The organism is Nonomuraea sp. C10 (genome assembly GCF_008017515.1).
In the GTDB taxonomy this organism is placed as follows: domain Bacteria; phylum Actinomycetota; class Actinomycetes; order Streptosporangiales; family Streptosporangiaceae; genus Nonomuraea; species Nonomuraea ferruginea.
In genome coordinates, this window is the sequence record NZ_VPFF01000001.1 from 1,955,494 (window position 1) to 1,980,181 (window position 24,688).

Below are 24,688 nucleotides of genomic sequence, written 5' to 3' on the forward strand. Positions count from 1 at the left end.
GCCCGGCGTCAGCCCATCTGGCTGTCGGCGTAGCACCAGCGCCAGGTCTCACCCCGCTCGAACGACTGCACCACCGGGTGACCGGTGCCGTGGAAGTGGGCGGTGGCGTGCTTGGCCGGGGACGAGTCGCAGCAGCCGATGTGGCCGCAGTCGAGGCAGCGGCGCAGGTGCACCCACCGGCCGCCCTCGGCCAGACATTCCTCGCATCCCTCGGGCGTGCGCGCCTCGGGATCGTCCGCCTGAATCAGATGTTCGCACATAGCCATGTCCGCGATCCTAAACACAGGTTGGCAGCGATTTCGGCCGCGCCTCTTGCTGCGTGTCGGGTGAACGTGGACCCTGTGCTCATCGGGGAGTGATCTGGACCACAATCCCGGGAGCCGCGGTGCTCGAAATCCGCAATCTCGAGGTCGTCTACGACGACGTCATGCTGGTGCTGCGCGGCGTGAGCCTCGCCGTCCCGCCCGGCTCCATCGTGGCGCTCCTCGGCGCGAACGGCGCGGGCAAGACCACGCTGCTGCGCGCCCTGTCGGGGCTGCTCGACGTGCACGACGGCGAGGTCACCAAGGGGGCGATCACCCTTGAGGGCGAGCCGATCCACCACCTGAGGCCCGCCCAGATCGTCCGGCGCGGCATCAGCCAGGTCATGGAGGGCCGGCGCATCCTGGCCGAGCTGACCGTCGAGGAGAACCTCAGGGTCGGCGGCCACACCGCGGGGCGGTCGCACCTGGACCGGGTCTACGGCCTGTTCCCGGTGCTGCGCGAGCGGCGCGGCAGTGTGGCCGGCTACCTGTCCGGCGGCGAGCAGCAGATGCTGGCCGTCGGCCGCGCCCTCATGGCCGGCCCCCGCTACCTGCTGCTGGACGAGCCCAGCCTGGGCCTGGCCCCGTCGCTGGTCGCCCAGGTGCGCGACCTCGTGGTGGAGATCAACAGGCAGGGCACCACGGTGCTGCTCGTCGAGCAGAACGCCGCCATGGCCCTGTCCATCGCCAGCCACGGCTACGTGATGGAGACCGGGAAGATCGTCATGGACAAGCCGTCCGCCGAGCTGCTCGCCGACGAGGACATCAAGGAGTTCTACCTCGGCGCGGTCCGCTCCTTCCGCGAGGTCAAGCACTACAAGCGCAGGAAGCGGTGGCTGTCGTGAGCATCCTGCGGGTCGAGGACGTGCACCTCGGCTTCGCCGGGGTCAAGGCCATCGACGGCGTCTCGTTCGAGGTCAGGCCGGCCGAGCTGCTGGCCGTCATCGGGCCCAACGGCGCCGGCAAGACCTCGGTGTTCAACGTGCTGTCCGGCGTCTACCGGCCGCAGTCCGGGCGGGTCACCTTCCTCGGCGAGGACCTGCTGGCCCGCCGCCCGCACGAGATCGCCGCCATGGGGCTGGCCAGGACGTTCCAGAACGTCGAGCTCTTCCACAACCTGACCGTGCTGGACAACCTCATGCTCGGCCGCCACCACCACTTCCGCTACGGCGCGCTGTCCGCCCTGTGGTGGCTCGGCCGGGCCCGCCGGGCGGAGCTGGCCGCCCGCGCCCAGATCGAGGACATCATCGACTTCCTGGAGCTGGAGGCGTGGCGCCGCCATCCCGTGCGGCTGCTCCCGTACGGCGTGCAGAAGCGGGTCGAGCTGGGCCGGGCGCTGGCCATGGAGCCGAAGCTGCTGCTGCTCGACGAGCCGGTCGCCGGGATGAACCTGGAGGAGACCGAGGACATGGCCAGGTTCGTCCTCGACATCCGCGACGAGCTCGGCATCCCGATCGTGCTCGTCGACCACGACATGGGGCTCGTGATGGACCTGGCCGACCGGGTGCTGGTGCTGGACTTCGGCCGCCCGGTCGCGCTCGGCTCCCCGGCCGAGGTGCAGCAGGACCCGCGGGTCATCGAGGCCTACCTGGGAGGGACCGCATGACCGCCACCCCCGTCGCCGCCACGCTTACCAGCCTCGTCACCAGGGTCCGCGACCGGGCCGCCGCGACGCCGGACGCGGTCGCCATGCGGCACAAGGACTTCGGCATCTGGAAGGAGGTGACCTGGGCCGATTACTGGTCGCGGGTGGAGCTGGTCGGGCACGCGCTGCTCGCGCTCGGCGTCGAGCCCGGCGACCGGGTCGCCATCCACGCCGAGAACCGTCCCGAATGGCTCTACGGCGATCTCGGCACGGTCGCGGCCCGCGGCGTCACCGTCGGCCTCTACCCGACGAACCCGCCCGCCGAGGTCGCGTACCTGCTGGCCGACTCCGGCGCGAAGATCCTCATCGCGGAGGACCAGGAGCAGGTCGACAAGGCGCTGGCGGTCATCGGCGAGTGCCCCGAGCTGCGGCACGTCGTCTACATCGAGCCGCGCGGCATCCGCGGCCGCTACACCGACCCGCGGCTGATGCCGTGGGAGGAGCTGCTCGCGCTCGGCGCCCGGCACCGCGAGGCGCACCCCGGCGCGCTCGACGGCCGGACGGCCGGCGCGCGCCCCGACGACGTGGCCACCCTCATCTACACCTCCGGCACCACCGGCCCGCCCAAGGGCGTCATGCTCACCGTCGGCAACATCGAGTTCGGCGTCGAGACGCTCGTGCTGGGCGGCGGCTTCGCCGACCCGCCGCCCTCGCCGCGCGACCTGACGCTGTCGTACCTGCCGCTGTGCCACGTCGCCGAGCGGGCCTTCACCGTCTGGTTCAACGCCGGCGCCGGCATCCAGGTGAACTTCGCCGAGTCCATCGACACCGTCCAGGCCAACCTGCGCGAGGTGCAGCCGACGATCCTGTTCGGGGTGCCGCGCATCTGGGAGAAGGTGCTCGCCCAGGTCGACATCCGGCTCGGCTCCGCCTCGCCCGTCAAGCGGGCGACCGGCCGGTTCTGGCTGCGGGTCGCCGACCGCATCGGCGACACGCTGGTGCGGACCGGGGGCACGCACACCGCCGCCACCCGGCTGCTGTACGCGGTCGGGTGGGTGTTCTGCTACCGGGCGCTGCGCGAGCGGCTGGGCATGCGCCGCGTCCGCTACGCCGCCTCCGGCGCCGCCCCGATCGCGCCGGACGTGCTCAAGTTCTACATGGGCATCGGCATCCCGATGCACGAGGTGTACGGGATGAGCGAGAACACCGCCGTCGCCACCGCCAACCGGCCCGGCCGGGTCCGCCTCGGCACCGTCGGCGAGCCGCACCCCGGCGTCGAGCTGAGGATCGACGAGACCACCGGCGAGATCATGACCAGGCACCGGGGCACGTTCGCCGGATACTGGGGCAAGCCGGGCGCCACCGCCGACGTGCTCGACCCGGACGGCTGGCTGCACACCGGTGACGTCGGCGAATGGGTCGACGGCACCCACGTGCGGATCACCGACCGGATGAAGGACATCATCATCACCGCCGGCGGCAAGAACGTCGCCCCCAGCGAGATCGAGAACGCGCTCAAGGCGTCCCCGTACGTCAAGGAGGCCGTCGTCATCGGCGACCAGCGCCCCCACCTCGTCGCGCTCATCGGCATCGAGCTGGACACGGTGGGGGAGTGGGCCAGGCGGCGGCGCATCCCGTACACCACCTACCGCGACCTGTCCGGGAAGCCCGAGACGCGGGCGCTGGTGCAGGGCGTCGTCGACGAGGTCAACGCCCGGTTCGCGCGGGCCGAGCAGGTCAAGCGCTTCGCGTTCCTGCCCAAGGAGCTCGACCACGAGGACGGCGAGCTGACCGCCACCCAGAAGGTCAAGCGGAGCGCCGTCGCCAAGCTCTTCGAGGACCTGGTCGAAGGGATGTACGCGCGGTGACCGGCACGCTGGAGACGATCATCAGAGGGCTGGGCAACGGGTCGGTGTACGCGCTGCTCGCCCTCGGCTTCGTGATCATCTACAAGGCCACCCGGGTGATCAGCTTCGCCCAGCCCGCGCTCATGCTGGCCGGCGCGGTCGCGGTCAGCTACCTCGCCCCCGTCACCGGGTTCTACCTCGGGGCGCTGCTGGGGGCGCTGCTCATCGCCGCCGTCGCGCTCGGCATCGAGCGGGCGGCGATCCGGCCGATGGTGGGCCGGCCGGTGTTCGTGGTGGCGATCATCACGCTGGGCGTCGACGTGGTGGTGCGGGTGGTGGTCAACGGCCTCATCGGCAGGGACGTGCGCCAGGTGGGCGACCCGTGGGGGTTCGACCTGGTCTCGCTCGGGCCGCTCGTGGTGCAGCAGCGCTGGCTGGCCATGATGGCCGCCGCCGCGGTGCTGGTCACGCTGCTGTTCGCGTTCTTCCGGTACAGCAGGTACGGGCTCGCCATGCGGGCCGCCGCCTACGACCAGGAGACGGCGCTGGCCCAGGGCGTCTCCGTCGGGGCGGTGTTCGCGCTGTCGTGGGCGCTGGCCGGGTTCCTGGCCGCGGTCGCCGGCATGTTCGTCGGCACCGGGCAGGGCATCGAGCAGACCACCTGGATCGTCGCGCTCAAGGCGCTGCCAGCGATCATCGTGGGCGGGCTCGACTCGCTCGGCGGCGCCGTGGCGGGCGGGCTGGTGATCGGGGTGGTCGAGTCGCTGTTCCAGTCGTACCAGGGCGCCTACCTGCCGTGGCTGGGGCAGAACTTCGCGGTCGTCTCCCCGTACGTGGTCATGCTCGTCGTCCTGCTGGTCAGGCCGTACGGGCTGTTCGGCACCCGGGAGGTCGAGCGGGTATGACCGGAACGCGAACCGGAGACCCGGCCTTACCGACCGGCCGGTCCCGGAGGGTGCGCGGTCGGCCGCTGCTCTACACCTCCTACGCCCAGGACATGGCGCTGCTCGACACCCGGGCCAAGCGGGTCTCGGCGGGCGCGCTGGTCCTGCTGGCGCTCGCGCTGTCGGCGGTGCTCACCGACCCGGCGCTGGAGGTGCTCGCCGTCGCGTACGTGCTCGCCATCGGGGCGATCGGGCTCAACATCGTCACCGGGTACGCGGGCCAGGTCTCGCTCGGGCACGCCTTCTTCGTCGCCATCGGCGCCTACACCGCCGCCGCCCTGTCCGGGCCGCCCGGCGGCGACACCATCGGGTACGGGATCTCCGAGATCTGGATCTGGCTGCCCGCGGCCGGGCTCGTCGCCGCCGCGGCCGGGGTTCTCGTCGCGCCGCTGGCCACCCGGCTGCGCGGGCTCTACCTGGCCATCGTCACGCTCGGGCTGGTCTTCCTCGGCGAGCACGTCTTCAAGGAGTGGCAGGAGCTGACCGGCGGCGTCGGCGTCGGCAGGGAGGCGGCCGTGCCCGCGTTCCTCGGCGTCAGGCTCGACCAGGACGGCGCGCTCGGCACCCGGGAGCAGCAGCTCTACCTGCTCATGCTCGTCCTGCTCGTGGTCTTCGCGGTCGCCGCGCGCAACCTGGCCCGCTCCCGCGTCGGCCGGGCCTTCGCGGCCATCCGCGACCGCGACATCGCCGCCGCCGTCATCGGGGTGCCGCTCACCCGCTACAAGGTCCTCGCGTTCGGCGTCTCGTCCTTCTACGCGGGCTGCGCGGGCGGGCTGCTCTTCACCGTGTCCGGGTACGTCGAGCCGGGCTCGTTCAGCCTGCTGCTGTCGGTGCAGTTCATCGCGATGGTCCTGATCGGCGGCGTGGCCACCGTGTCGGGGGCGATCGCGGGCGCCCTGTTCATCTCGCTGCTGCAGCCGCTGACCCGTACGCTGCCCGCCCTGGTGCCGCTGATCAGCGGCGACACCACGCAGACGCCCAACGTGTTCCAGGTCGAGACCGTGCTCTACGGCCTGCTGATCGTGCTGTTCCTCATCTTCGAACCGCGGGGCCTGTTCGGCCTCTGGATCCGCGTACGGAATTACTGGAAAGCCTGGCCTTTCTCCTACTAGAAAGGGTCATTTCATGAAGAGTCGCTATGTGGTGGCCATCACTGCAGCAGTGGCCCTTCTGTCCGCGTGCGGCGTCTTCCGGGGGGACGACGAGGGCGGACAGAGCGCCCAGACGACAGGAGTCACCAGTGAGCCCTGTCCCTCCGCTGTCGACAGCGCCAAGGGATGCATCTACCTCGGCTCCATCTCCGACCTGACGGCCGGGCCGTTCGCGGCGCTGGCCGTGCCGATCACCGAGGCGCAGAAGGCGTTCTGGGCCCGGGTCAACAAGGCCGGCGGCATCGGCGGCAAGTACGAGGTCGACGTCACCCGCTACGTCCGCGACAACAAGTACAACCCGGAGGTCCACCGGCAGGTCTACAACGAGATCAAGGACCAGGTGCTCGGCCTCGCCCAGACGCTCGGCTCGCCCACCACCGCCGCCATCATCGGCGACCTCAAGGCCAGCAGCGTCGTCTCCGCCCCGGCATCCTGGACCTCCGCCTGGGAGTTCGAGGACGTGGTGATCGAGACCGGCGCCAACTACTGCGTCGAGGCGATGAACTCCGTCGACTACGCCATGGAGGCGTACCAGCCCAAGTCCGTGATGGCCGTCCACCTGGCCGGCGACTACGGCGCGGACGCCGCGGCCGGCGCCAAGATCGCGGCCGAGGCGCACGGGCTGGAGTTCACCGGCGTCGAGACCCCGCCGGGCGCCACCGAGCAGGGCCGCGCCATCACCGAGATCACCCGCGTCAAGCCGGACCTGGTGATCCTCACCACCGGCCCGGCCGACGCCGCCACCATCGTCGGCCAGAGCGCCGCGGCCGGATTCAAGGGCCGCTTCATCGGCACCGGCCCGACCTGGAACCCCGCCCTGCTCCAGTCGCCCGCCGCCGAGGCGCTCAAGGCCCTGTACGAGCAGTCGGCCCCCGGCAAGCCGTGGAACGCCGACACGCCCGGCCACCAGGCCATGCGGGAGGCGCTGCCCGGCGTCACCCCCAACGACGGCTACACCTCCGGCTGGGCGTGGGCGTACCCGATGAAGGCGGCGCTGGAGAAGATGGTCGCCGGCGGCGACGTCAGCCGCGCCGGCCTGCTCGCGGCCGTCAAGTCGCTCAAGACCGTCGACTACGAGGGCATGCTGCCTCCCGAGGCCGGCAACTACGCCGACGATCCCAACACCGCCACGTTCCGCCAGACGCTCATCAACAAACTCGACGAGAAGGCGCCGACCGGCGTCACCGAGGTGCGGGACTTCTTCACCGGCCCCACCGCCGAGTCCTACACCTTCGACGGTCCCTGTTTCGCCAAGCTGTGATCACGCGGGGGACGCGGTCGGTTGGGTAGGGTCGGGACATGTCTCGCCGCTACCGCCGGTTCGCGTCCCTCGCCGTCATCCCCGCGTTCGCGTTCGCCGCGGCCGGCTGCGCCGAGGTCAACACCACGATCGACAGAGCCCAGGCCTGCCTGGAGGCCCCAAAGATCGTCGGTGAGCTGACGTCGCAGCTGACCCAGCTGGCCAACGACCCGCAGGCCATGGAGAAGGCGCTCGACGACACGGCCGCCAAGCTCAACGACCTCGCCGACTCGGCCGCCAACACCACCATCAAGGAAGCGTCCGACAAGCTCGCCGGCACCCTGTCCGGCCTCAACGTGCAAACCGTCAACGACGCCGTCGACGCCGCCCAGAAGGTCGGCAGCGACACGGCCGCCTACGTCAAGCAGGTCGCCGAGGCCTGCTCCGGAGGCTGAACCCCGCTTTCTCTAGGGAGAATGGTCGCGAAATAGCGTGGGGCTCATGGAGCCTGACCCGCGTTTCACCCTGGCCAACGAGCGAACCTTTCTCACCTGGCTGAGCACCGCCCTGGCGCTCAGCGCCGCCGGGGTGGCCATGGCGGCGGTGCCCTCCACGGACTTCGTCCCATGGCTGCGCACCACCCTGGCCGTCATCCTGGTCACGCTGTCGGCGCTGGCCGCCGGCATGGCCTATCCGCGCTGGCGCAACATCCAGCGCGCGCTGCGTGCCCAGGCGCCGCTCCCGCCGCCCGCGCTGGCGTCCGTGTTCGGGTACGGGGTCGCGACCGTGGCGGTGCTTGCCCTGGTGATGATCCTGCTGGCGGCCTGACCGGTGGGCGATCCGCACGAGATCTGGGACCAGGGGCTGCAGAGCGAGCGCACCCGCCTGGCCTGGGTCCGCACCGCCGTCATGCTTGCCACCGGCGGCCTCGGCGCGGCCGGGCTGTCGGCGCGCGCCGGGCTGCCGCTCGCGGCGGCGGCCGCGTTCGCGCTGGCGGCGCTCTGCGGCGCCGTCCTGCTCATCCGCACCGGCACCCGCTTCCTCCGGGTGCAGGAGGCGCTGCACGGCGGCCGGCCGCTGGACCACCGGGCCGACGCGGTCTTCGCCTGGCTCGGCACGCTCGCCCTGGTCGCCGGGGCAGTGGTGTTCGTGCTGTCCATGCGCTGAGGGCGGGTTGCGGGGCCGCGGGAGGAAGGCGGACACTCGAAGAGAGGGAGGTGACCTCATGAGAGAAGAACTGCGGAAGGTCCCCTTCGAATGCCGCGCCTGCTGGCACGTGTGGGAAGAGGAATACACCATCAGGTTCGGCGACCGGGGTGAGGTCTGGCTGCGCGGAAACGTCCCTGTGCCGCCCCCGACGCCGGCCGAGAAGTGCCCGAGGTGCGGCTGCTACCAGGCGGTCCAGTTCCCCGAGGGCTACCTGGCCCACCACCCGGAGCTGATGAGGTCCACGCGGCCCGCCGGCTCCGACGCCACCCCGCTCATCAGCCCGGTGCGGAAACGCCCGCGTTGGCTTGAGACGTAACAGATGGTCATATTTGACTAACAGAGAGTGTTATAAGGGCCATCTTGCCGTGTCAATAGGCAGGGCGGACACTCGGTGCGGATGACGGTCCCTGACCCGGGGGGTGGTCCTGGTGCACGAAGGAACCGGTGGGCGCCGGTTGTGGCCGCTGGAGTGCCTGCGCTGCTGGCACGTCTGGGAGGAGGCCTACACCGTCAGGCTCGGTGACCGGGGCGAGATCTGGCTGATGGGCGGCGTGGTGGTGCAGCCGCCCTGGTCGGGCGCCTGCTGCCCGGCCTGCGGCGGGTTCGCGGTGACGTCGTTCCCCGACGGCTACCTCGCCCGCCACCCCGAGCTGCTGTCCTCGCCCGAGCCCGAGCCGGAGCGGCCGCGGGTGCCCGACCCCGATCCCGTACCGGTGGCGGCGGGCCGGACGCCGCGCCACCACCGGCTCCTGGTCGTGCTCGGGGTCCCGGCGGTGCTGGTGGCCGCGTACGAGGTGTATCGCGTCATGGCGGCCGCCAGGCCGCACTAGTCAGGGCGGCCTGGCGGCCGCACTAGGAGAGGCTCTCCAGCCAGGCGCGGTGCAGGCCCGCGAAGCGGCCGTCGGCGGCCACCAGCCGGTCCGGCGGCCCGTCCTCGACGATCTCGCCGCGCTCCATGACGAGCACCCGGTCGGCGATCTCCACCGTCGACAGCCGGTGGGCGATGATCAGCGCCGTGCGGTCGGCCAGGATCGTGCGCAGCGCGCGCTGCACCAGCCGCTCGCTCGGCACGTCCAGGCTGGAGGTCGCCTCGTCCAGGATGAGCACCGCCGGGTCGGCCAGGAACGCCCGCGCGAACGCCACCAGCTGCCGCTGGCCGGCCGACATGCGCCCGCCCTGCTTGCCCACGTCCGTGTGGTAGCCGTCGGGCAGCGACGCGATGAAGTCGTGCGCGCCGATCGCCTGCGCCGCCTCGCGCACCTGCCGCTCGGTCGCGCCCGGCCGGCCGAACATGATGTTGTCCAGGACGGTCCCGTTGAACAGGAAGTTCTCCTGCGTCACCATGACCACCGCCCGGCGCAGCGTGGGCTCGTCCAGCTCCCGCAGGTCGGCCCCGTCCAGCAGCACCCGCCCGGCCGTCGGGTCGTAGAAGCGGGAGATCAGCTTGGCCAGCGTGGTCTTGCCCGCCCCCGTCGAGCCGACCAGCGCCACGCTCTGCCCCGCCGGGATCGCCAGGTCCAGGCCGGGCAGGATCGGCATCGACTCCACGTACGCGAACCGTACGTCCTCGAAGCGCACCTCGCCGCGCGCCTGCGGCAGCGGGCGCGGCGCGCGCGGCTCCGGCACCGCCGGCTCCTCCTCCAGCACGCCCGACAGCTTCTCCAGCGCCGCACTGGCCGACTGCAGCGTGTTGTAGAACTGGCTGATCTCCTGCATCGGCTCGTAGAAGCCGCGCAGGTAGAGCAGGAACGCGGTGAGCACGCCCACCGTGACCTCCCCGTGGAAGGCCAGCCAGCCGCCGTAGAACAGCACGGCCGCCACCGTCAGGTTGCCGATCAGCTTGATGCCCGGCATGAACACCGCGATCAGCCTCATGCTGCGCGCGTTGGCCTGGCGGTAGTCGTCGTTCAGCCGCTCGAAGATCTCCTGGTTGCGCGGCTCGCGGCGGAACGCCTGCACCGCCCGCATGCCGGTCATCGACTCGACGAAGTGCACGATGACCAGCGCCACCGTCTCCCTGGTGCGCCGGTAGACGATCGCGGACTGCCGGCGGAACCACCGGGTGAACAGCAGCAGGATCGGCAGCGGCACCAGCGCCACCAGCCCCAGCTCCACGTCCAGCACGAGCAGCAGCACGGCGGTGCCGGCCATCGTCAGCACCGCCGTGACCAGCCCGTCGAAACCGGCCTGCAGCAGCTCGGCGATCGCCTCGATGTCTGAGGTGAGCCGCGAGATGACCCGGCCGGAGGTGTACTTCTCGTGGAAGCTCAGCGACAGCCGCTGGAAGTGGTCGAACACCCGCCTGCGCAGCTCCAGCAGGATCTGGTGACCGATCCGGCCGGACATCTTGAGGAACGCTTGCCGGGTGAGCGCCTGCGCGGCGGCCGCCGCCAGGATCACGCCCACCACCGTCAGCAGCGTGCCCGTGCCCTCGCCGCGCAGCATCGGCGGGATGCCCGCGTCGATGCCCACCTTCACCAGGTAGGGGATGGCCAGCCCGGCCCCGCTGGAGGCGATGATGACCGCGGTGAGCACCATGATGCCCTTGCGGTGCGGGGCCAGCAGGTCGCCCAGCAGCCTGCGCGAACGGGCCCGCAGCAGGCCGCTCACCTTGTCCGGCAGCTCGTCCTGGTCCTCGGAGGCGACCCCGCGCCAGCCGGTCGTGGCGGATGTCAACGCAAGGCTCCTTCCGACGGGTCCAGATCGGCGTCCTGGGCCAGGAGCTGCCGGTATTCGGGCACCTCGGCCAGCAGGTCGTGGTGGCGGCCGACGTGCGTGATCGTGCCGCCCGCGAGCAGCGCCACCTTGTCCGCCAGCAGCACGGTGGAGGCCCGGTGCGCCACCACGATGCCGGTCGCCTCGCGCAGCACCTCCCGCAGCGCCGCCTCCACCAGCGCCTCGGTCTCCACGTCCAGCGCCGAGAGGGTGTCGTCGAGCACCAGGATCCTCGGTCTGCTCAGCACCGCCCTGGCCAGGGCCAGCCGCTGCCGCTGGCCGCCGGACAACGACATGCCCTGCTCGCCGATCCGGGTGTCCAGACCCCACGGCAGGTCGTACACGAACATCGCCTGCGCGGTGCGGATCGCGTCGTCGACCTCCTCCTCGGTCGCGTCCAGGCGGCCCATCGTCAGGTTCTCGCGCACGCTCATGGAGAACAGCGTCGGCTCCTCGAACGCGGTCGCCACGATGGAGCGCAACTCGGGCAGCTCCAGGTCGCGCACGTCGTGACCGTCGATCGTGACCCGGCCCCCGGTGACGTCGAGGAGCCGCGGCACCAGCGCGGTCAGCGTGGTCTTGCCCGAGCCGGTGGCGCCCACCACCGCGACCGTCTCACCCGGCCGCACCTCCAGCCACAGGTCGTGCAGGACCGGCCGGTCGGCACCGGGGAAGCGGAACTCCACCCCCTCGAACCGCAGGTGACCGCGCGGCCGCTCGATCCGCTCCCGGCCGCCGGTGATCTCCGGGACCGTGTCCAGGACCTCCAGGACCCGGTCGGCGGCGGTCATCGCCTCCTGCGCCATGGCCAGGATGTAGCCGAGGCTGGCGATCGGCCACACCAGCTGCAGCACCAGCGTGGTGAACGCGAACAACGCGCCCAGCGTCAGCGAGCCCTGCCCCACGGCCAGCGCGCCGAGCAGCAGCACCATCGCCAGCGTCACGTTCGGGATCACCTCCAGGAAGGTGAAGAACCGCGCCGACAGCCGCACCTTCTCCATCGACGTCCCGTACAGCCTGCGCGCCGCCTCGTCGTAGCGCTCGAAGACGTGGTGACGGCGGCCGAACGCCTTGATCGTACGGATGCCGATGGCCGACTCCTCGACCAGCGTCGCCAGGTCGCCCTGCTCGTCCTGAACCTGCCGGGAGATGCGGATGTAGCGCTTCTCGAACCGCATCGACAGCAGGACGATCGGCACCGCAGAGACGGCCACCAGCACGCCCAGCGGCCAGTACATGTTGAGCAGCAGCACGGTCACCGTGATCAGCTGCAGGATGTTCATGACCAGGAAGAGCATGCCGAAGCCGAGGAACCTGCGGATCGTCGACAGGTCCGTGGTGGCCCGCGACAGCAGCTGGCCCGACTGCCACTCGCCGTGGAACCTCATCGGCAGCCGCTGCAGCTGTGCGTACAGGTCGTCGCGGATGCGCGTCTCCAGCCCCAGCACCGGGCCGATCTGCGCCCACCGGCGCAGGAAGATGAGAAGCGCTTCGAGGACACCGAGACCGAGCGCCAGCGACCCGAGCAGCAGCAGCGCCCGGCTGTCGCCGTCGCGCACCGGCCCGTCGACGACCCGCTCGCCGACCAGGGGCAGCGCGATGCTGGCACTGATGCCGACGATCGCGGCCAGCCAGATGAAGACGAGCTTTCCGACATACGGGCGGAGATAGCGCCGTAACCGCCATAGAGAGATGTTTTCGAGCAGGGGACGACGAGGAGCGCGCGTATCAGGAGGCATCCTTCTAAGGCTAGTACCGCCCCTCAACCCATTTTCGGACGTGGCATGGTGGATCTCATGAACGAGACAGACCTTCGTCACCTGCGCAGATGCGTCGAACTCGCCGCCGAGGCCCTCGCCTCCGGCGACGAGCCCTTCGGATCCGTGCTGGTGAGCGCGGACGGCACGGTCCTGGGCGAGGACCACAACCACGTGGTCGCGACCGGCGACCACACCCGCCATCCGGAGTTCGAACTCGCCCGCTGGGCCGCCGCCAACCTGAGCCCGGAGGAGCGGGCGGCGGCCACCATGTACACCTCGGGGGAGCACTGCCCGATGTGCGCGGCCGCCCACGGGTGGGTGGGGCTGGGCCGGATCGTGTACGCGGCGTCGTCGGAGCAGCTGTCGGGGTGGCTGGGGGAGCTGGGGGTGGCTCCGCCGCCGGTGCGGACGCTGGCGATCCGGGAGGTGGTGCCGGAAGCGGTGGTGGAGGGGCCGGCGCCCGAGCTCGCGGAAGAGGTCAGGGAGCTGCACCGCCGCTTTCACGAACGCCGTTAATACAATAATGGTGATTAAGTCCTGACATTTATGACCCGCCGACCAGCTCCTCCCAATAGCTCGATTTCTCGGTTAATATCTTGAATCACTCCGATATTTCCGGCGGGTGCGGGGTGTTCCAGGGTGACCTACCAGGTGGAAGACCCGAGGAGGGAGTGGCCCGGCACCCTCGACGTCGCCGAAATGCTGAGAAACGGGTGGCGTGCCCACCCCTTCCGGCAATTCCTGCTCAAGGCGCACAGCCGTTGCAACCTCGCCTGCGACTACTGCTACGTCTACACGCTCGCCGACCAGAGCTGGCGGTCCCGGCCGATGATCATGGCGCCGGAACTGGTGAGCGCCGTCGCCGGCCGGATCGCCGAGCACGCGGCGGCCCACCGGCTCGACTCCGTCCGGCTGATCCTGCACGGCGGCGAACCCCTGCTCGCGGGCGCCGACTACCTCGTACGGGCCGTCCGCCTCGTCCGTGACAGGGCCGGCCCGGACGTGCGCGTCGAGGCGGTCGTCCAGACCAACGGCGTGCTCCTGGACAAGGACGTGCTGCGCGCCTTCGCCGACGAGGGCGTGGACGTGGGGGTGAGCCTGGACGGCACGCCGCGCGGCAACGACAGGAACCGCCGCTACGCGGACGGGCGCAGCAGCTATCCGGCCGTCGCCGAAGCGCTCTCCCTCCTCATGGAGCCGGAGTTCCGGCACGTCTACAACGGCCTCCTGTGCACGGTGGATCTGGCGAACGACCCCGTCGAGACGTACGAGGCGCTGCTGCACTTCCAGCCGCCGGTGATCGACTTCCTCCTCCCGCACGGCACCTGGGACGCGCCGCCCCCGGGCCGAGTGCCGGATCCGGCCGCGACGCCGTACGCGGACTGGCTCGTGGCCGTCTTCGACCGCTGGTACGGCGCCAGCGGGGAGACCGTCGTCCGGCTCTTCCAGGAGATCATCCACCTGCTCCTCGGCCGCGCCTCCGCCAGTGAAGCGGTCGGGCTCACCCCGTCCACCCTGGTCGTGATCGAAACCGACGGGACGATGGAGCAGACGGACTCGCTGAAAGCGGTGCGGCACGACGCGCCGGCGACCGGGCTGAACGTCGTCGACCATCCGTTCGACGACGCGCTCCTGCACCCCGGCGTGGTGGCCAGGCAACTCGCCTTCGAAGGGCTGAGCGACACGTGCAAGGCGTGCCCGTACAGCAGGGTCTGCGGGGCCGGCCTCTACACCCACCGCTACCGCCGCGGCACCGGCTTCCTGAACCCGTCCGTCTACTGCCCCGACCTCTACCGGCTGATCGGTCACATCCGCGACCGGCTCCTGGCCGATCTCCGCAGAGCCCGACTCCCGAAGGGACGCCCATGAGACCGCGGCCCCACCGGTTGCCCGATGAGATCCTCGCCCGGCTGGCGGCCGGTGGCGGCGGCGCGGAGGCCGCGCGCCATCTGGTGGCCGCCGAGCGCAGCAAGCATCGGCTCCTCGTGCTGGGCGTCGTCCGGCTCGCGGGCTCCCACCCGGCCGTGGGCCATGCCTACGACCTGCTCGCCTGGATAGAGAAGAAGGCGCCGGAGGCCGTGGAGACCGTGCTGGGCCATCCGGCGGTGGGCGCGTGGGCGGCGCACGTCATCCGGTCGCGGGGGACCGCCACCCAACTCGGCGCGCTGGCCGCCGCGGCGGCGATCCTGGCCCGGCTTCCGGCCCGGGTCGAGGCACCCGCTCCGGACGGCCGGATCACGCTGCCCTCGCTCGGCCAGATCGTGACCGCCGACCCGGCCGACCTGGTGGACCTCCGCGTCCACCCCGACGGGACCCTGGAGGCGGGCGGATGCCGCGTACGCGCGGCGGAGCGGACGGCCGGACGGCGGGCGGAAGAGCGGGAGGAACCGGGCTGGCTTCCGCTGCGACGCATCACGGCGGACGGCTTCAGCCTGTGCGTGGACGACCTGGACCCGTTCCGCTGGTCTCCCGACGAGGCGCCGGACGGGCGGCTGCCCCCGGCCGAGCTGGACGTCTGGCGCGAGCACCTCCGGATTTCCTGGCAGGTCATGAAGGCCCGGCACTGGACGCTCGCCGGCGAGACCGCCTCGATCGTCTCCGTGCTCACGCCCATCACCGGCCCGGCCTACCGCATGAACAGCGCCACGGCCAGGGACAGGTTCGGCGCCATCGGGATCTCCACGCCGCGGGACTGGCGCTGGATGGCGTCCACGTTCGCGCACGAGGGCCAGCACGCCAAGCTCGGCGCGGTGCTGGACACGGTCGAACTGCTGGAGCCCGACGACGGCAGGTACTACGCGCCCTGGCGGCCCGACCCCCGCCCGCTGGCGGGGCTGCTGCAGGGCACGTACGCGCATCTCGGGGTCGCGGGCTTCTGGCGGCGTCAGCGTGCGGACGAGACCGGCCCGCAGCCGCACGTCGAGTTCGCGCACTGGCGGCAGGCCGCGTTCGAGGCGACGGGGACGCTCCTGGACAGCGGGCGGCTCACCCCGCCCGGCGAGCGGTTCGTGACGGCGATGCGGGGCACGCTGGCGGACTGGATGGCGGAGAGCGTCCCTCCCGCCGCGCTGGACGCCGCCGGGAGGGAGGCGGCCGCGCACCGGGAGGCGTGGCTCGCCCGTAACGGGTGATCGGTCGTCAGAGGCTGATGGGGTCGAAGTCCCAGTTGAAGCGCTTCTTGCTCTCGGCGTGGATTCTCTCGGGGTGGCCCAGGTCGTACCTCGCGTAGCGTCGCATCGTGTCCGTATACAGGGTCTCCGCCTGTTCCGGTTTCCCATCGGCCTGAAGGTCGAGCGCGAGGTTGACGGCGGCGGCCAGCGTGAGCAAGTTGTCGGGGCCGTAGAACGCGCGCATCTGGGCCAAGAGGTCCTCGCCCAGCTCGCGTGCGCCGGCGACGTCGTCCAGGGCGGCCAGATCACTGGCGAGGTTGAGGGTGGCGCCGAACACGTAGCCGTGATTGGGCCCCAGCCTGTCGAGCAAGCTCTCGTACGCCTGCCGGTCCATCTCCTTCGCCTGGATGACATCCCCGCGGAGCTGGTAGAGCAGCGCGAGATTCATCAGGCAGCCGTTGGTGAACGGGTGCTGGTCGCCGTAGATCCTGCGATAGCGGGGGAGGGCCTGCCGGGCGAGCGCCATCGCCTCTTCGGAGCGTCCGGCCTGATGCAAGGCCCTGCTGAACGCGACCTGTGTGGCCATGGTTTCCGGGCTGTCCGGGCCGAAGAGCTTATCCATCCTGGTGAAGGTCTCCTCGACGAGCTCCAGAGCGCCTTCGACATCACCCATCCGGCGGCGGGCGATGGACAGGTCACGGGCGGTCATGAGAGTGAGTGGATGCTCGATGCCCAACTGGCTGATCCCATGGGCGTACGCTTCCTCTCCGACGTCGCAGGCCTGCGCATGGTCGCCGAGCAACCTGACCGTGCGCGCCAGTCCGTTCCAGGAACTCTGCAGTTCCCATATGCGGATCCCGTCCCTGGCGCTGCTCTGCTCGATGAAGACCAGTTGCGCGAGATCCAGGGCGGTGTCGAACCGGCTCAGCAGGACGTTGTCGAGTGCCAGGTTGTTCAGCACCCGCAAGGTGGCGGGGGCGACAGCGCCGAAGACCCGGGTGTGCAGGTCCAGCGATTCGGTGTCCTGTTCGAACGCCTCCCTGAACATCCCCTTGGCCCGGAGGTCCGCGGCCACGGTGAGCCGGATGCGCAGCGTCTCCTCGTTCTCCTCGCCGAAAACCTCGCGCATGCAGGGGAACGTTTCCTCGTTCAGCGCTCGCGACTCGGAGAACGCTCCCATCTGCCACAGGACATTGCCCAGATGCCGGCAGAGCCGCAGGACGTTCTCGTCCTTCTTCCCGTGGGCGGCCGTCCAGTGCGCGCGGAACTCCTCGGCGAAGTTCTTCGCCGAGGAGTAGTTCGCCACCCGGTGCAGGTAACGAATGACGTCGATAGCGAATCGCTGCACCTGGCGATCGGCGCATCGAGCGACGCCCGCCGGGCGTACATGAGGGACCAGATCGGCGAAGTCGGGCCAGTTGACGGTGTCCTCGGGGTCGGCAGGGGCGCCCCCCGCGAGCAGCAGATGAACCTCGTGCCGAATCTCCTCACGTTCCGGCTCCACCAGCGAGTCCCGCAGGAGGGCCTGGACGAGGCGGTGCACCTGAACGGTCCCCGCCTCTTGCTCGATCTTCACCAGGGCGAACCGGTTGAGCTCGCCGAACGCTTTCGCGGCCAGGACGGGATTCGCCAGTATGGGCGCCATGCGCTTGACACCGCTCTTGCTTCCCCGGCGGAAGACGGCGCGCGGGATCGGATCCGGCCCGAAGAAGGCCAGGCAGCGCAGCACCATGGCTGCTTCGGGCAGCCGGTTCTCGATCTCGTTGACTGAGAGCTGCCAGGCGGCCGTCATCGACAGCGGGTATTCGGTCGACTTGCCGAGGTTCAGTAGTTCCCTCGTCTGTAGGGCGAGCTGCTCGATGTACTCCTCGGTGGACAACCCGGTCATTATTTGAAGGGCCGCGGCCTGCTCCAGGGCCAGAGGAAGGTCACCGAGCTCACTCGCCAGGTGCTCCGCCTCCTTCTGCGGAACGTCCTTCTGCAGCCGCTTGCGGAGGAACTCCACGCTCTCCTCGGTGGAGAAGACGTCCACGGGGACGGTTTCTGCCACACCGCTCCACCGGCTGTTCCGCGACGTGATCAGCACATGCCCGGGCCCGCCTTCGGGGATGAAGTCGCGGATCTCCTCCGGCTCGTCCGCGTTGTCGAATATGAGCAGCCACCGGTCGATCGGGTCGCCGCGCTGCAGCGCGTCACGGACGGACGCGGCGGCCTCTTCGATGCCGACGCTGTTGGCCGGGCGCAATCGGAGGTGGTCGGCGAGGGCCGCGATCGTGCTGGGGACGAGCATCGGCTGGTCCGCCGGCACCCACCAGACCAGGTCGTAGAAACTGCGGTAACGCCACACGTATTCGATCGCCAGTTGTGTCTTCCCGACGCCGCCCAGTCCTTGCAACGCCTGAGGCACGACTGCCGCCTTGGCGGTGGAGATGATGCTCGTGCGTAACTGGTCGAGGAGATTCTCCCGGCCGGTGAAGTGTTTGTTCCGGCCCGGAATCTTCTTCCCCCAGATCGCCGGTACCTGGTGTGACGCCTCTGGAGCCGTCTTCTGATCCATGAACCGACACCTCCTGTCAGCCCGATTTTCTCTCGGATGATTGCTTTTGGCGATGGGCGGTCACACACTCTAAGTGAGGTGCCATAGCCGGGACGACGGTTTTGGAAGTTAAGGGCAGCCGTAATCGGGCAAGAGGGGGCGGCATGGCTGACACGCACGGGACGGGCTTGATCGATGTCAGTGATATCGATCTGGAGGCGTTGAAAGGGCTCGACATACCGGCTCTGAACAGGGTTTTGGAGCGACTGGCCGATGAGGGTGTCATCGTGGCCAGCTTCCAATCATCGGTCTGATTCCTGCCGTCATCACCGAACTTTCCGTCCGGCGAGGTCGGCTGTTGCCTGCGATAACCAGTGCCGTGGGTGCCTGGATCATTTAAGAGGTCGTGCGAGAATGCGAGAACAAAAAGGTATGTAGTGTATCTCCCGCCGTTCGTCCGGCCCATTGCCTCTTTATCTGTAGATTTGGTTCGATCGATGCGGGGAGGGGCGGGCGCAGGTGGATGTGGCGGCGATGGCAAGTGCGGTGGCTCTGGTCGCGGGGACCGGGGCGGTCCAAGGGCTGGGAGAAAGCGCGGCACTGAGCCTGGTGGCGAAGATCCGGGAACGCATTCGCATCGTTTTCGGCGGGGACCCGCGGTCGGCGGACGCGCTGGAGCGTGCCGTGGCGACACCTGAGGACGAAAGCGCGCTTCATGAACTGGCCGAGGCATTGCGCTGGTATGCCGAGCGCGATCGGGCGTTCGCCGATGAAATGGCCGAATGGGCTCGGCAGACTGCTTCCTCCGGGAAGGTCGTGCAGAACGTGCGCGCCGGCCGGGACGCGTATACGGCAGGTCGGGACATGACCGTGCAGCAGCGTCCTGACGCGAAGCCGTCGCCAGATGACTGACGAGCCTTTCCCAGCAGATGAAACCAGAGTGCGGCAAGGTATCGCCGCACTGCGGGATGCGCTGAGTGCCGGCCGTGACCTGCACATCACGTACCGCTCCGCCGACGAGGGCACGCCGGTGGTCCCGGGTGGGCACGGAGTGCTGTGGCCTCCGCTGGGGCGCCTGCCGAAGCGTGTACGGGGTCGCGAACCTCTGCTGGAGCAGCTGAGGACGTTGCTGGGGGCGCCGGACGGCCGGGTGCACGTGCTGGCGGGGCTGGGCGGCACGGGCAAATCCACCGTGGCCCTGCAATTGGCCGATATAGCGGTACAGGCCCGCCGGCCAGTCTGGTGGGCCTCGGCGGTGGACGCGGCGGCCCTGTCCGACTCGCTGCTGGTGCTGGCGCAGGCGCTGGGAGCCGACGACGCGCAGGTGGACGCGGCGCGTACCGGCCGCTTGGCCGCATGCGACGTGCTGTGGCAGGCGTTGGAACGCCATCGCGACTGGCTGCTCGTGATCGACGACGCCGACGACGTCGCGGAGCTGGAGACAGCCGGTCGCACGGTGCGCGACGGCAACGGGTGGGTGCGCGGGTCGAGGTCCGGGCTGGTGGTGGTCAGCACGCGCGACGGCGATCCGCGGCACTGGGGCCGTGGGGCCGAGCTCCATCCCGTGGGTTGGCTGAGCAAAGAGCAGGGCGGCCAGGTGCTGGTGGACCTGGTTCCCTGGGCCGGCGACATCACCGAGGCCGAAGCACTGGCAGAGCGGCTGGGCGGTCTCGCACTCGCGTTGCATCACGCCGGATCGCAGCTGGCGTCCCCGTTCGCCCAGCGGCAATCCTTCTCCGGCTACCAACAGGTCCTGGAGTCCAAGGGAACAGCCGTGCTGGGCGGCACGGCAGGCGACGTGGACGATCGCGCCGTGGTGGGCCGGACATGGGAACTGTCGCTGGCTCAGCTGGACGCCGCGGGCGTGGGGCAGGCACGAGGGCTGTTGCGGGTGCTGGCCTGGTTCGCGCCCGCCGTTCCCATCCCGGTCAGCGGTTTGGATCACGAGATACTCGGCCGGGCCTGTGACAGTCCTGATCCGGCCGGCGTGGTGGCAGGGCTGGAAGCCCTGCTCTCGGTGGGGCTGATCCAGACCTCGCTGCCCGCGGCAGAAGGCGCGACGGCGGAGGCGATCGCCGGGGTGATGGTGCATCCGCTGGTCGCCGAGACGGTCCGTGAGGATCTCGACCACGTGGAAACCGACCGTGCCGTATCCGCCGCCACCGAACTGCTGATACACGCGACCGCGGATTTACAGGTGGACAAGCCCGCGCATTGGCCGGCCTGGCAGAAATGGTGGGCCCATCTTGAAGAAATGCTGAACGCCGCCGGCCCACTGGTTCGTGAACCCGTCTTGGCGAACCTGGTCTGCACCGCATGCGTCACCGCGACGATGCTGCTGTGGGCCGGTTCGTACAACGCCTCTGTGAAGATTTCGGAGGCCGCGCTGAAACGCCTGACCCGTCTCGGTTCTGATCACCCTGTCACGCGGCCGTTGCGGCGCGTACAGGCAGGCGCGTACCAGTTCGTCAACAGATTGGCCGAGGCCGATCGCATCTATCGTGAGTTGTTGTCCACGGCGTCGGACGGCAACAGCATGGAATCACTGGAGATACGGGCTGATCTCGCGGTGGTGGTGGCGGAGCAGAAGAGGTTCGCCGAGGCCGAGAATCTTCTCCAGGAGTTGCTGCGGGACCAGGAGTCGGCGTTGGGCGCCGATGACGAGCGTACACTGGCCACGCGGTACGAGATCGCACGGACCTTGGCGGGCCGGGGGGATTTCGCCGAGGCCGAGAATCGCTTCCGGGATCTGCTCCGGGACCAAGAGGCATGGCTGGAACCCCAGCATCCGGCGACATTGGCCACGCGTTATGAGATCGCCAGGGTGTTGGTGCAGCAGGGAGACCGGGCCGAAGCCGAACGCCTTTTCCGCCAACTGCTGAAGCAGCAACAGCAAGTCCTGGGCAGCGACCATCCCCACACCCGGCTCACGCTTCGGGCACTGTCCGGTTTGAATGAAGGCAACATTCCGTGATCACCTGTAAGGGGACTCCGAGGCCGCCGCGGGCCGGCGATCGGATGCGGCCTGAGTGCTCTTTCTGGTTGCGCGTTTCGCAACTCGCGTGCTCCGGCCAAGTATGGTTGAGTCACCGCAACTCCCTGCAACTCGGGTGCGGGATCTTCGTCATGAGCGGTGATGACGAACGACGTACTGGTGCGATTACATCTGCGGGCGGGTGTGGCAATGCCTTCCAGCGGCAGCGGCTTCGAGCCGTACGTCGGCCTGAGTGCCTATCGCCGGGAGGACGCGACGAGATTCTTCGGCCGCGAGGCCGAGGCCGCCGCTCTCGCGCACCTGTGGCGGAATCACCGGGTGACGATCCTGCACGGCCCTTCGGGCGTGGGCAAGACGTCGCTGGTGACGGCCGGTGTGCTGCCTCTTCTCGCAGGTTCCGACGTACTGCCCTTGGGAAGTGTGCGGCGGCCCTCCGTCTTACCGGCTGCCGCCATCCTCGACGACAGCGACCCACACGCCTTCGCGCTGATGTCGTCATGGTCGCCGCACGAGCACCCTCTCCGGCTCTCCGGCCTCACGATCAGCACCTACCTGCGCTGGCATCACTGGAACCCGGACGGCGGAACGGTCATGGCCGTCTTCGACCACGCCGAGGAACTCTTCACCGCCCACCGCCGGCATCCTGACGGCCACATCCACCTTCTCGACCAGTTGAGCGACGCGCTCAGCGGCGATCCCCCGCTCCACCTCCTCATCGTCATCGCCGATGAGCACCTCGAGCCGCTGCAGCGCCATGAGGGGATGCGCACGCACATGACCTCTGAGTCGTTCATCCGGCTGGAGCCCTTCGCCGTGGACGCGGCACTGGAGGCATGCCGACGGCCACTCGTGAGCTGCGGCCGGGAACTCGCTCCAGGGGTGGCCGAGAAGCTCGTCGACGAGTTGCGGGCCGACCGCTCCACCACGGTGGAACCGGCTCACCTGCAACTGGTCTGCGAGGCACTCTGGAAGTCCACGAACGAGAAGGACACCCCCATCGGGGACGCCGACCTGGTGGACGTGGACAAGGTGCTGGCCGACCACTGCGACCGGACCATCCAGGAGGTGGCGCGGGACCTGCTGGACGGGGATGTGGACCAGCTGGTCGCCTTGCTGCGCCCGATCGTGACGAACGGGACGGATGGCGAGGACCTTCCTCCCCGGGTCGCGCAGGCGCTGACACGAGGCCGAATCCTGCGCCGCGGGGAGAAAGGGCGCTACGAGATGCCCGCACGCCTCGTAGGACCCTTCTTGAGCACCTCGTTCGGGCGGCAGCAGCCGGAACCGCCCAACCACGTTTCGACCATCGAAGCCGCGTTGCAGCGCGGCTGGTTCGAGTTCGCCGCGAAGCAGGCGGAGAGGGCTCTCCGGAACTCCGCCGACGGCAGATCACGGGCTCGTGCCGAGTCCTTGGCCGGAGATGCCGCCTACCTGCTGGATGACTTCGACGGGGCTATCGCGCACTATCGCGAGGCGGCGATGATGTACGCCACGATGCGCGGCACCGACCGTATCGTCGCCACCTTTCTGGCCGCCATCGGCCGGATCCTGGTCGATCAAGGCGCCTACCAGGAAGCGATCAGGGAACTGCGGGCGGCGGTGAAGCGGAGTCCGGAACCCGTGATCCTGACGGAGCTGGCTTGGGCGTTGTGGTACATCGGGCACGAAAGCGGCGCGGTCGACATGCTGGACGCGGCGCTCCGCTCCGGGAACAACCCGGCCGAGGCGCTGCGGGTCCGGGGCGAGATCCTCTCGGACATCGCGCCTCAGTCCGCGCTGCGCGATCTCGATCGGGTCCGGCCTCATGAGCTGGCCTCGACACGCGCCGCCTACGCGCTCGCCCTGGCGCTGAGCGGGGACGTGGTCGCGGCGGTCCGGGCGCTGCCACGACTGGACGCGGACAGCGACGCCACAACCCTGCTGCGGACCGCACGCGTCATGAAGAAAGCCGGGCAGGACTTGGAAGCGGCTCGTCTGGCCCGGCGCGCCCAGCAGAGTGCGAGCCGCAAGCCGCTCCCACCACGGTTGACCGCCCAGGCCGAACTCCTCATCGCTACCTGACGCCGGACCGGACCGACGCGGAGAGCACCTGGAGGGGTCAGCCGTCGGAGCCCATGGCGATGGTCTGCGACACCTCGGCGTGCCGTTCGGCCTCCTCCTCCGCGAAGCGGGCTTCGTCCAGTTTGTCGGCGATCTCCTCGTCCTGCTTCATCAGCGCCTCCAGTGACTGGCCGGCCATCTCCAGCACGCCCATGTCCGCGTACGCCTGCTGCAGCCGCGGGCTCCACAGCCCGATGTCCTTGACGCACGGCACGATGCGGCTGAACAGCAGGGACCGGAACAGCCGGAGGTACTCCGACTGGTCCACCGCGACCATGGCCTCGTCCACCTCGGCCCTGCTCAGGCCGAGGTTCTCCCAGGTCTCCCGGCCGCGCAGGCGGTCGCGCATGAGGTAGCAGCCCTCGATGACGAAGTCCTCGCGCTCGCGCAGCTCGGCCTCCGACAGCTGCCGGTAGTAGTCGCGCAGCGCCATCCGGCCGAAGGCGACGTGCCGGGCCTCGTCCTGCATGACGTAGGCGAGGATCTGCTTGGGCAGCGGCTTGGTGGTGATGTCGCGCATCACGCCGAAGGCCGCGAGGGCGAGACCTTCGATCAGCACCTGCATCCCCAGGTAGGGCATGTCCCAGCGGGAGTCGCTCAGCGTCGAGTCCAGCAGGGACTTCAGGTACGGGTTGATCGGGTAGGCGAGGCCGACCTTCTCCTGGAGGAAGCGGGCGTAGGTCTCGGCGTGGCGCGCCTCGTCCATCGTCTGGGTGGCCGCGTAGAACTTGGAGTCGAGGTCAGGCACCGATTCCACGATCTTGGCCGAGCAGATCATCGCACCCTGCTCACCGTGCAGGAACTGGGAGAACTGCCAGGACGCGTTGTGCAGCCGCACGTCCTTGCGCTGCTTGTCGTCCATCCGCTCCCACAGCGGGGTGCCGTAGATGGCGATGGTCTGGTCGGGGATGCCGAGGATGTCGTACGGATCGACTTCGAGGTCCCAGTCGATCCGCTTGGTGGAGTCCCACTGCTTGTCCTTGCCCTTCTGGTACAAGGCCAGCATGCGGTCCCTGCCGTCGTCGTACTCCCAGGTGAACTTCGTGGTTCCGGCCATTTCCACGTTCCACGTGGCCAGGCCTGCGGGGATGGTGTAGAGCTCGTGGGTCGACATCGGACCTCCGGAGGGGGGTGACGTACACCGTACGTTCCTTGGAGGCTTGCACGTACGCTGTACGCGCGTCAATAGAATGC

At 69.6% G+C, this 24,688-nt stretch carries 23 protein-coding genes; 18 read left to right on the forward strand and 5 right to left on the reverse strand.

Features of this window, described 5'->3' with window-relative positions; translation table 11 throughout:
* Positions 1-8 precede the first annotated feature (8 nt).
* On the reverse strand, positions 9-266 hold the full coding sequence (locus tag FR742_RS08760) for a UBP-type zinc finger domain-containing protein (RefSeq protein ID WP_148030487.1): 258 nt from the start codon (positions 264-266) through the stop codon (positions 9-11).
* Between the two features lie 89 nt (positions 267-355).
* On the opposite strand from FR742_RS08760, the gene FR742_RS08765 reads away from it, so the two are divergent.
* From FR742_RS08765 to FR742_RS08815, 11 genes are all read left to right on the forward strand, one after another.
* Positions 356-1,147 (forward strand): ABC transporter ATP-binding protein, encoded by a 792-nt coding sequence (locus tag FR742_RS08765; RefSeq protein ID WP_261808422.1) that lies wholly within the window; start codon positions 356-358, stop codon positions 1,145-1,147.
* Positions 1,144-1,908 carry an ABC transporter ATP-binding protein gene (locus FR742_RS08770; RefSeq protein WP_148030488.1) on the forward strand — a complete coding sequence of 255 codons (765 nt, stop codon included), beginning with the start codon at positions 1,144-1,146 and terminating at the stop codon, positions 1,906-1,908. Before FR742_RS08765 ends, FR742_RS08770 begins: the two co-directional genes overlap by 4 nt.
* Complete coding sequence (locus FR742_RS08775; protein WP_148030489.1) at positions 1,905-3,755, forward strand: long-chain fatty acid--CoA ligase; 1,851 nt, start codon at positions 1,905-1,907, stop codon at positions 3,753-3,755. Before FR742_RS08770 ends, FR742_RS08775 begins: the two co-directional genes overlap by 4 nt.
* Positions 3,752-4,639, forward strand: coding sequence for a branched-chain amino acid ABC transporter permease (locus tag FR742_RS08780; RefSeq protein ID WP_148030490.1), 888 nt, complete (start codon positions 3,752-3,754; stop codon positions 4,637-4,639). The genes FR742_RS08775 and FR742_RS08780 overlap by 4 nt, the downstream gene beginning before the upstream one ends.
* A 50-nt stretch (positions 4,640-4,689) precedes the next feature.
* Complete coding sequence (locus FR742_RS08785; RefSeq protein ID WP_148030491.1) at positions 4,690-5,790, forward strand: branched-chain amino acid ABC transporter permease; 1,101 nt, start codon at positions 4,690-4,692, stop codon at positions 5,788-5,790.
* 13 nt (positions 5,791-5,803) lie between these two features.
* Positions 5,804-7,090, forward strand: coding sequence for an ABC transporter substrate-binding protein (locus FR742_RS08790; protein ID WP_148030492.1), 1,287 nt, complete (start codon positions 5,804-5,806; stop codon positions 7,088-7,090).
* 38 nt (positions 7,091-7,128) lie between these two features.
* Entirely contained in the window at positions 7,129-7,524 is a 396-nt protein-coding gene (locus FR742_RS08795) for a hypothetical protein (RefSeq protein WP_148030493.1), read from the forward strand.
* Positions 7,525-7,570: 46 nt separating this feature from the next.
* Positions 7,571-7,897 carry a YidH family protein gene (locus FR742_RS08800; RefSeq protein WP_148030494.1) on the forward strand — a complete coding sequence of 109 codons (327 nt, stop codon included), beginning with the start codon at positions 7,571-7,573 and terminating at the stop codon, positions 7,895-7,897.
* 3 nt (positions 7,898-7,900) lie between these two features.
* Positions 7,901-8,236, forward strand: a complete 336-nt coding sequence (locus FR742_RS08805) for a DUF202 domain-containing protein (RefSeq protein ID WP_148030495.1) — start codon at positions 7,901-7,903, stop codon at positions 8,234-8,236.
* 58 nt (positions 8,237-8,294) lie between these two features.
* Positions 8,295-8,594: a hypothetical protein gene (locus FR742_RS08810; RefSeq protein WP_148030496.1), complete on the forward strand. Its 300-nt coding sequence runs from the start codon at positions 8,295-8,297 to the stop codon at positions 8,592-8,594.
* Between the two features lie 112 nt (positions 8,595-8,706).
* Complete coding sequence (locus tag FR742_RS08815) at positions 8,707-9,108, forward strand: hypothetical protein (RefSeq protein WP_148030497.1); 402 nt, start codon at positions 8,707-8,709, stop codon at positions 9,106-9,108.
* Between the two features lie 22 nt (positions 9,109-9,130).
* On the opposite strand, the gene FR742_RS08820 is transcribed toward FR742_RS08815, so the two are convergent.
* On the reverse strand, positions 9,131-10,954 hold the full coding sequence (locus tag FR742_RS08820) for an ABC transporter ATP-binding protein (protein ID WP_187281057.1): 1,824 nt from the start codon (positions 10,952-10,954) through the stop codon (positions 9,131-9,133).
* Complete coding sequence (locus FR742_RS08825; RefSeq protein WP_148030498.1) at positions 10,951-12,732, reverse strand: ABC transporter ATP-binding protein; 1,782 nt, start codon at positions 12,730-12,732, stop codon at positions 10,951-10,953. The genes FR742_RS08820 and FR742_RS08825 overlap by 4 nt, the downstream gene beginning before the upstream one ends.
* Positions 12,733-12,789: 57 nt before the next feature.
* On the opposite strand from FR742_RS08825, the gene FR742_RS08830 reads away from it, so the two are divergent.
* From FR742_RS08830 to FR742_RS08840, 3 genes are all read left to right on the forward strand, one after another.
* Entirely contained in the window at positions 12,790-13,269 is a 480-nt protein-coding gene (locus tag FR742_RS08830; RefSeq protein ID WP_187281058.1) for a nucleoside deaminase, read from the forward strand.
* Positions 13,270-13,392: 123 nt separating this feature from the next.
* Positions 13,393-14,622, forward strand: a complete 1,230-nt coding sequence (locus tag FR742_RS08835; RefSeq protein ID WP_261808423.1) for an FxsB family cyclophane-forming radical SAM/SPASM peptide maturase — start codon at positions 13,393-13,395, stop codon at positions 14,620-14,622.
* Entirely contained in the window at positions 14,619-15,884 is a 1,266-nt protein-coding gene (locus FR742_RS08840) for an HEXXH motif domain-containing protein (protein WP_148030500.1), read from the forward strand. The genes FR742_RS08835 and FR742_RS08840 overlap by 4 nt, the downstream gene beginning before the upstream one ends.
* Positions 15,885-15,891: 7 nt before the next feature.
* Here FR742_RS08840 and fxsT read toward each other — a convergent pair whose 3' ends face one another.
* Entirely contained in the window at positions 15,892-18,420 is a 2,529-nt protein-coding gene (gene fxsT, locus FR742_RS08845; protein ID WP_148030501.1) for an FxSxx-COOH system tetratricopeptide repeat protein, read from the reverse strand.
* Between the two features lie 143 nt (positions 18,421-18,563).
* Between fxsT and fxsA the strand changes: the two genes are divergently transcribed.
* The 4 genes from fxsA to FR742_RS08865 all read left to right on the forward strand — a co-directional run bounded on the left by fxsA (position 18,564) and on the right by FR742_RS08865 (position 23,455).
* Positions 18,564-18,713 (forward strand): FxSxx-COOH cyclophane-containing RiPP peptide, encoded by a 150-nt coding sequence (gene fxsA, locus FR742_RS08850; RefSeq protein ID WP_148030502.1) that lies wholly within the window; start codon positions 18,564-18,566, stop codon positions 18,711-18,713.
* Between the two features lie 205 nt (positions 18,714-18,918).
* Positions 18,919-19,311: a hypothetical protein gene (locus tag FR742_RS08855; RefSeq protein WP_148030503.1), complete on the forward strand. Its 393-nt coding sequence runs from the start codon at positions 18,919-18,921 to the stop codon at positions 19,309-19,311.
* On the forward strand, positions 19,304-21,373 hold the full coding sequence (locus tag FR742_RS08860; RefSeq protein ID WP_148030504.1) for a tetratricopeptide repeat protein: 2,070 nt from the start codon (positions 19,304-19,306) through the stop codon (positions 21,371-21,373). The genes FR742_RS08855 and FR742_RS08860 overlap by 8 nt, the downstream gene beginning before the upstream one ends.
* 162 nt (positions 21,374-21,535) lie before the next feature.
* Positions 21,536-23,455, forward strand: coding sequence for a tetratricopeptide repeat protein (locus FR742_RS08865; protein ID WP_148030505.1), 1,920 nt, complete (start codon positions 21,536-21,538; stop codon positions 23,453-23,455).
* A 37-nt stretch (positions 23,456-23,492) separates the two neighbouring features.
* On the opposite strand, the gene FR742_RS08870 is transcribed toward FR742_RS08865, so the two are convergent.
* Positions 23,493-24,608, reverse strand: coding sequence for a ferritin-like domain-containing protein (locus FR742_RS08870; RefSeq protein WP_148030506.1), 1,116 nt, complete (start codon positions 24,606-24,608; stop codon positions 23,493-23,495).
* Between the last annotated feature and the right edge of the window lie 80 nt (positions 24,609-24,688).

Coding starts and splice junctions, on each gene's coding strand:
- FR742_RS08760 (WP_148030487.1), bottom strand. CDS start 266: ATGGCTATGTGCGAACATCTGATTCAGGCGGACGATCCCGAGGCGCGC.
- FR742_RS08775 (WP_148030489.1), top strand. CDS start 1,905: ATGACCGCCACCCCCGTCGCCGCCACGCTTACCAGCCTCGTCACCAGG.
- FR742_RS08790 (WP_148030492.1), top strand. CDS start 5,804: ATGAAGAGTCGCTATGTGGTGGCCATCACTGCAGCAGTGGCCCTTCTG.
- FR742_RS08795 (WP_148030493.1), top strand. CDS start 7,129: ATGTCTCGCCGCTACCGCCGGTTCGCGTCCCTCGCCGTCATCCCCGCG.
- FR742_RS08800 (WP_148030494.1), top strand. CDS start 7,571: ATGGAGCCTGACCCGCGTTTCACCCTGGCCAACGAGCGAACCTTTCTC.
- FR742_RS08810 (WP_148030496.1), top strand. CDS start 8,295: ATGAGAGAAGAACTGCGGAAGGTCCCCTTCGAATGCCGCGCCTGCTGG.
- FR742_RS08825 (WP_148030498.1), bottom strand. CDS start 12,732: ATGCCTCCTGATACGCGCGCTCCTCGTCGTCCCCTGCTCGAAAACATC.
- FR742_RS08830 (WP_187281058.1), top strand. CDS start 12,790: ATGAACGAGACAGACCTTCGTCACCTGCGCAGATGCGTCGAACTCGCC.
- FR742_RS08840 (WP_148030500.1), top strand. CDS start 14,619: ATGAGACCGCGGCCCCACCGGTTGCCCGATGAGATCCTCGCCCGGCTG.
- fxsT (WP_148030501.1), bottom strand. CDS start 18,420: ATGGATCAGAAGACGGCTCCAGAGGCGTCACACCAGGTACCGGCGATC.
- fxsA (WP_148030502.1), top strand. CDS start 18,564: ATGGCTGACACGCACGGGACGGGCTTGATCGATGTCAGTGATATCGAT.
- FR742_RS08860 (WP_148030504.1), top strand. CDS start 19,304: ATGACTGACGAGCCTTTCCCAGCAGATGAAACCAGAGTGCGGCAAGGT.
- FR742_RS08865 (WP_148030505.1), top strand. CDS start 21,536: ATGACGAACGACGTACTGGTGCGATTACATCTGCGGGCGGGTGTGGCA.
- FR742_RS08870 (WP_148030506.1), bottom strand. CDS start 24,608: ATGTCGACCCACGAGCTCTACACCATCCCCGCAGGCCTGGCCACGTGG.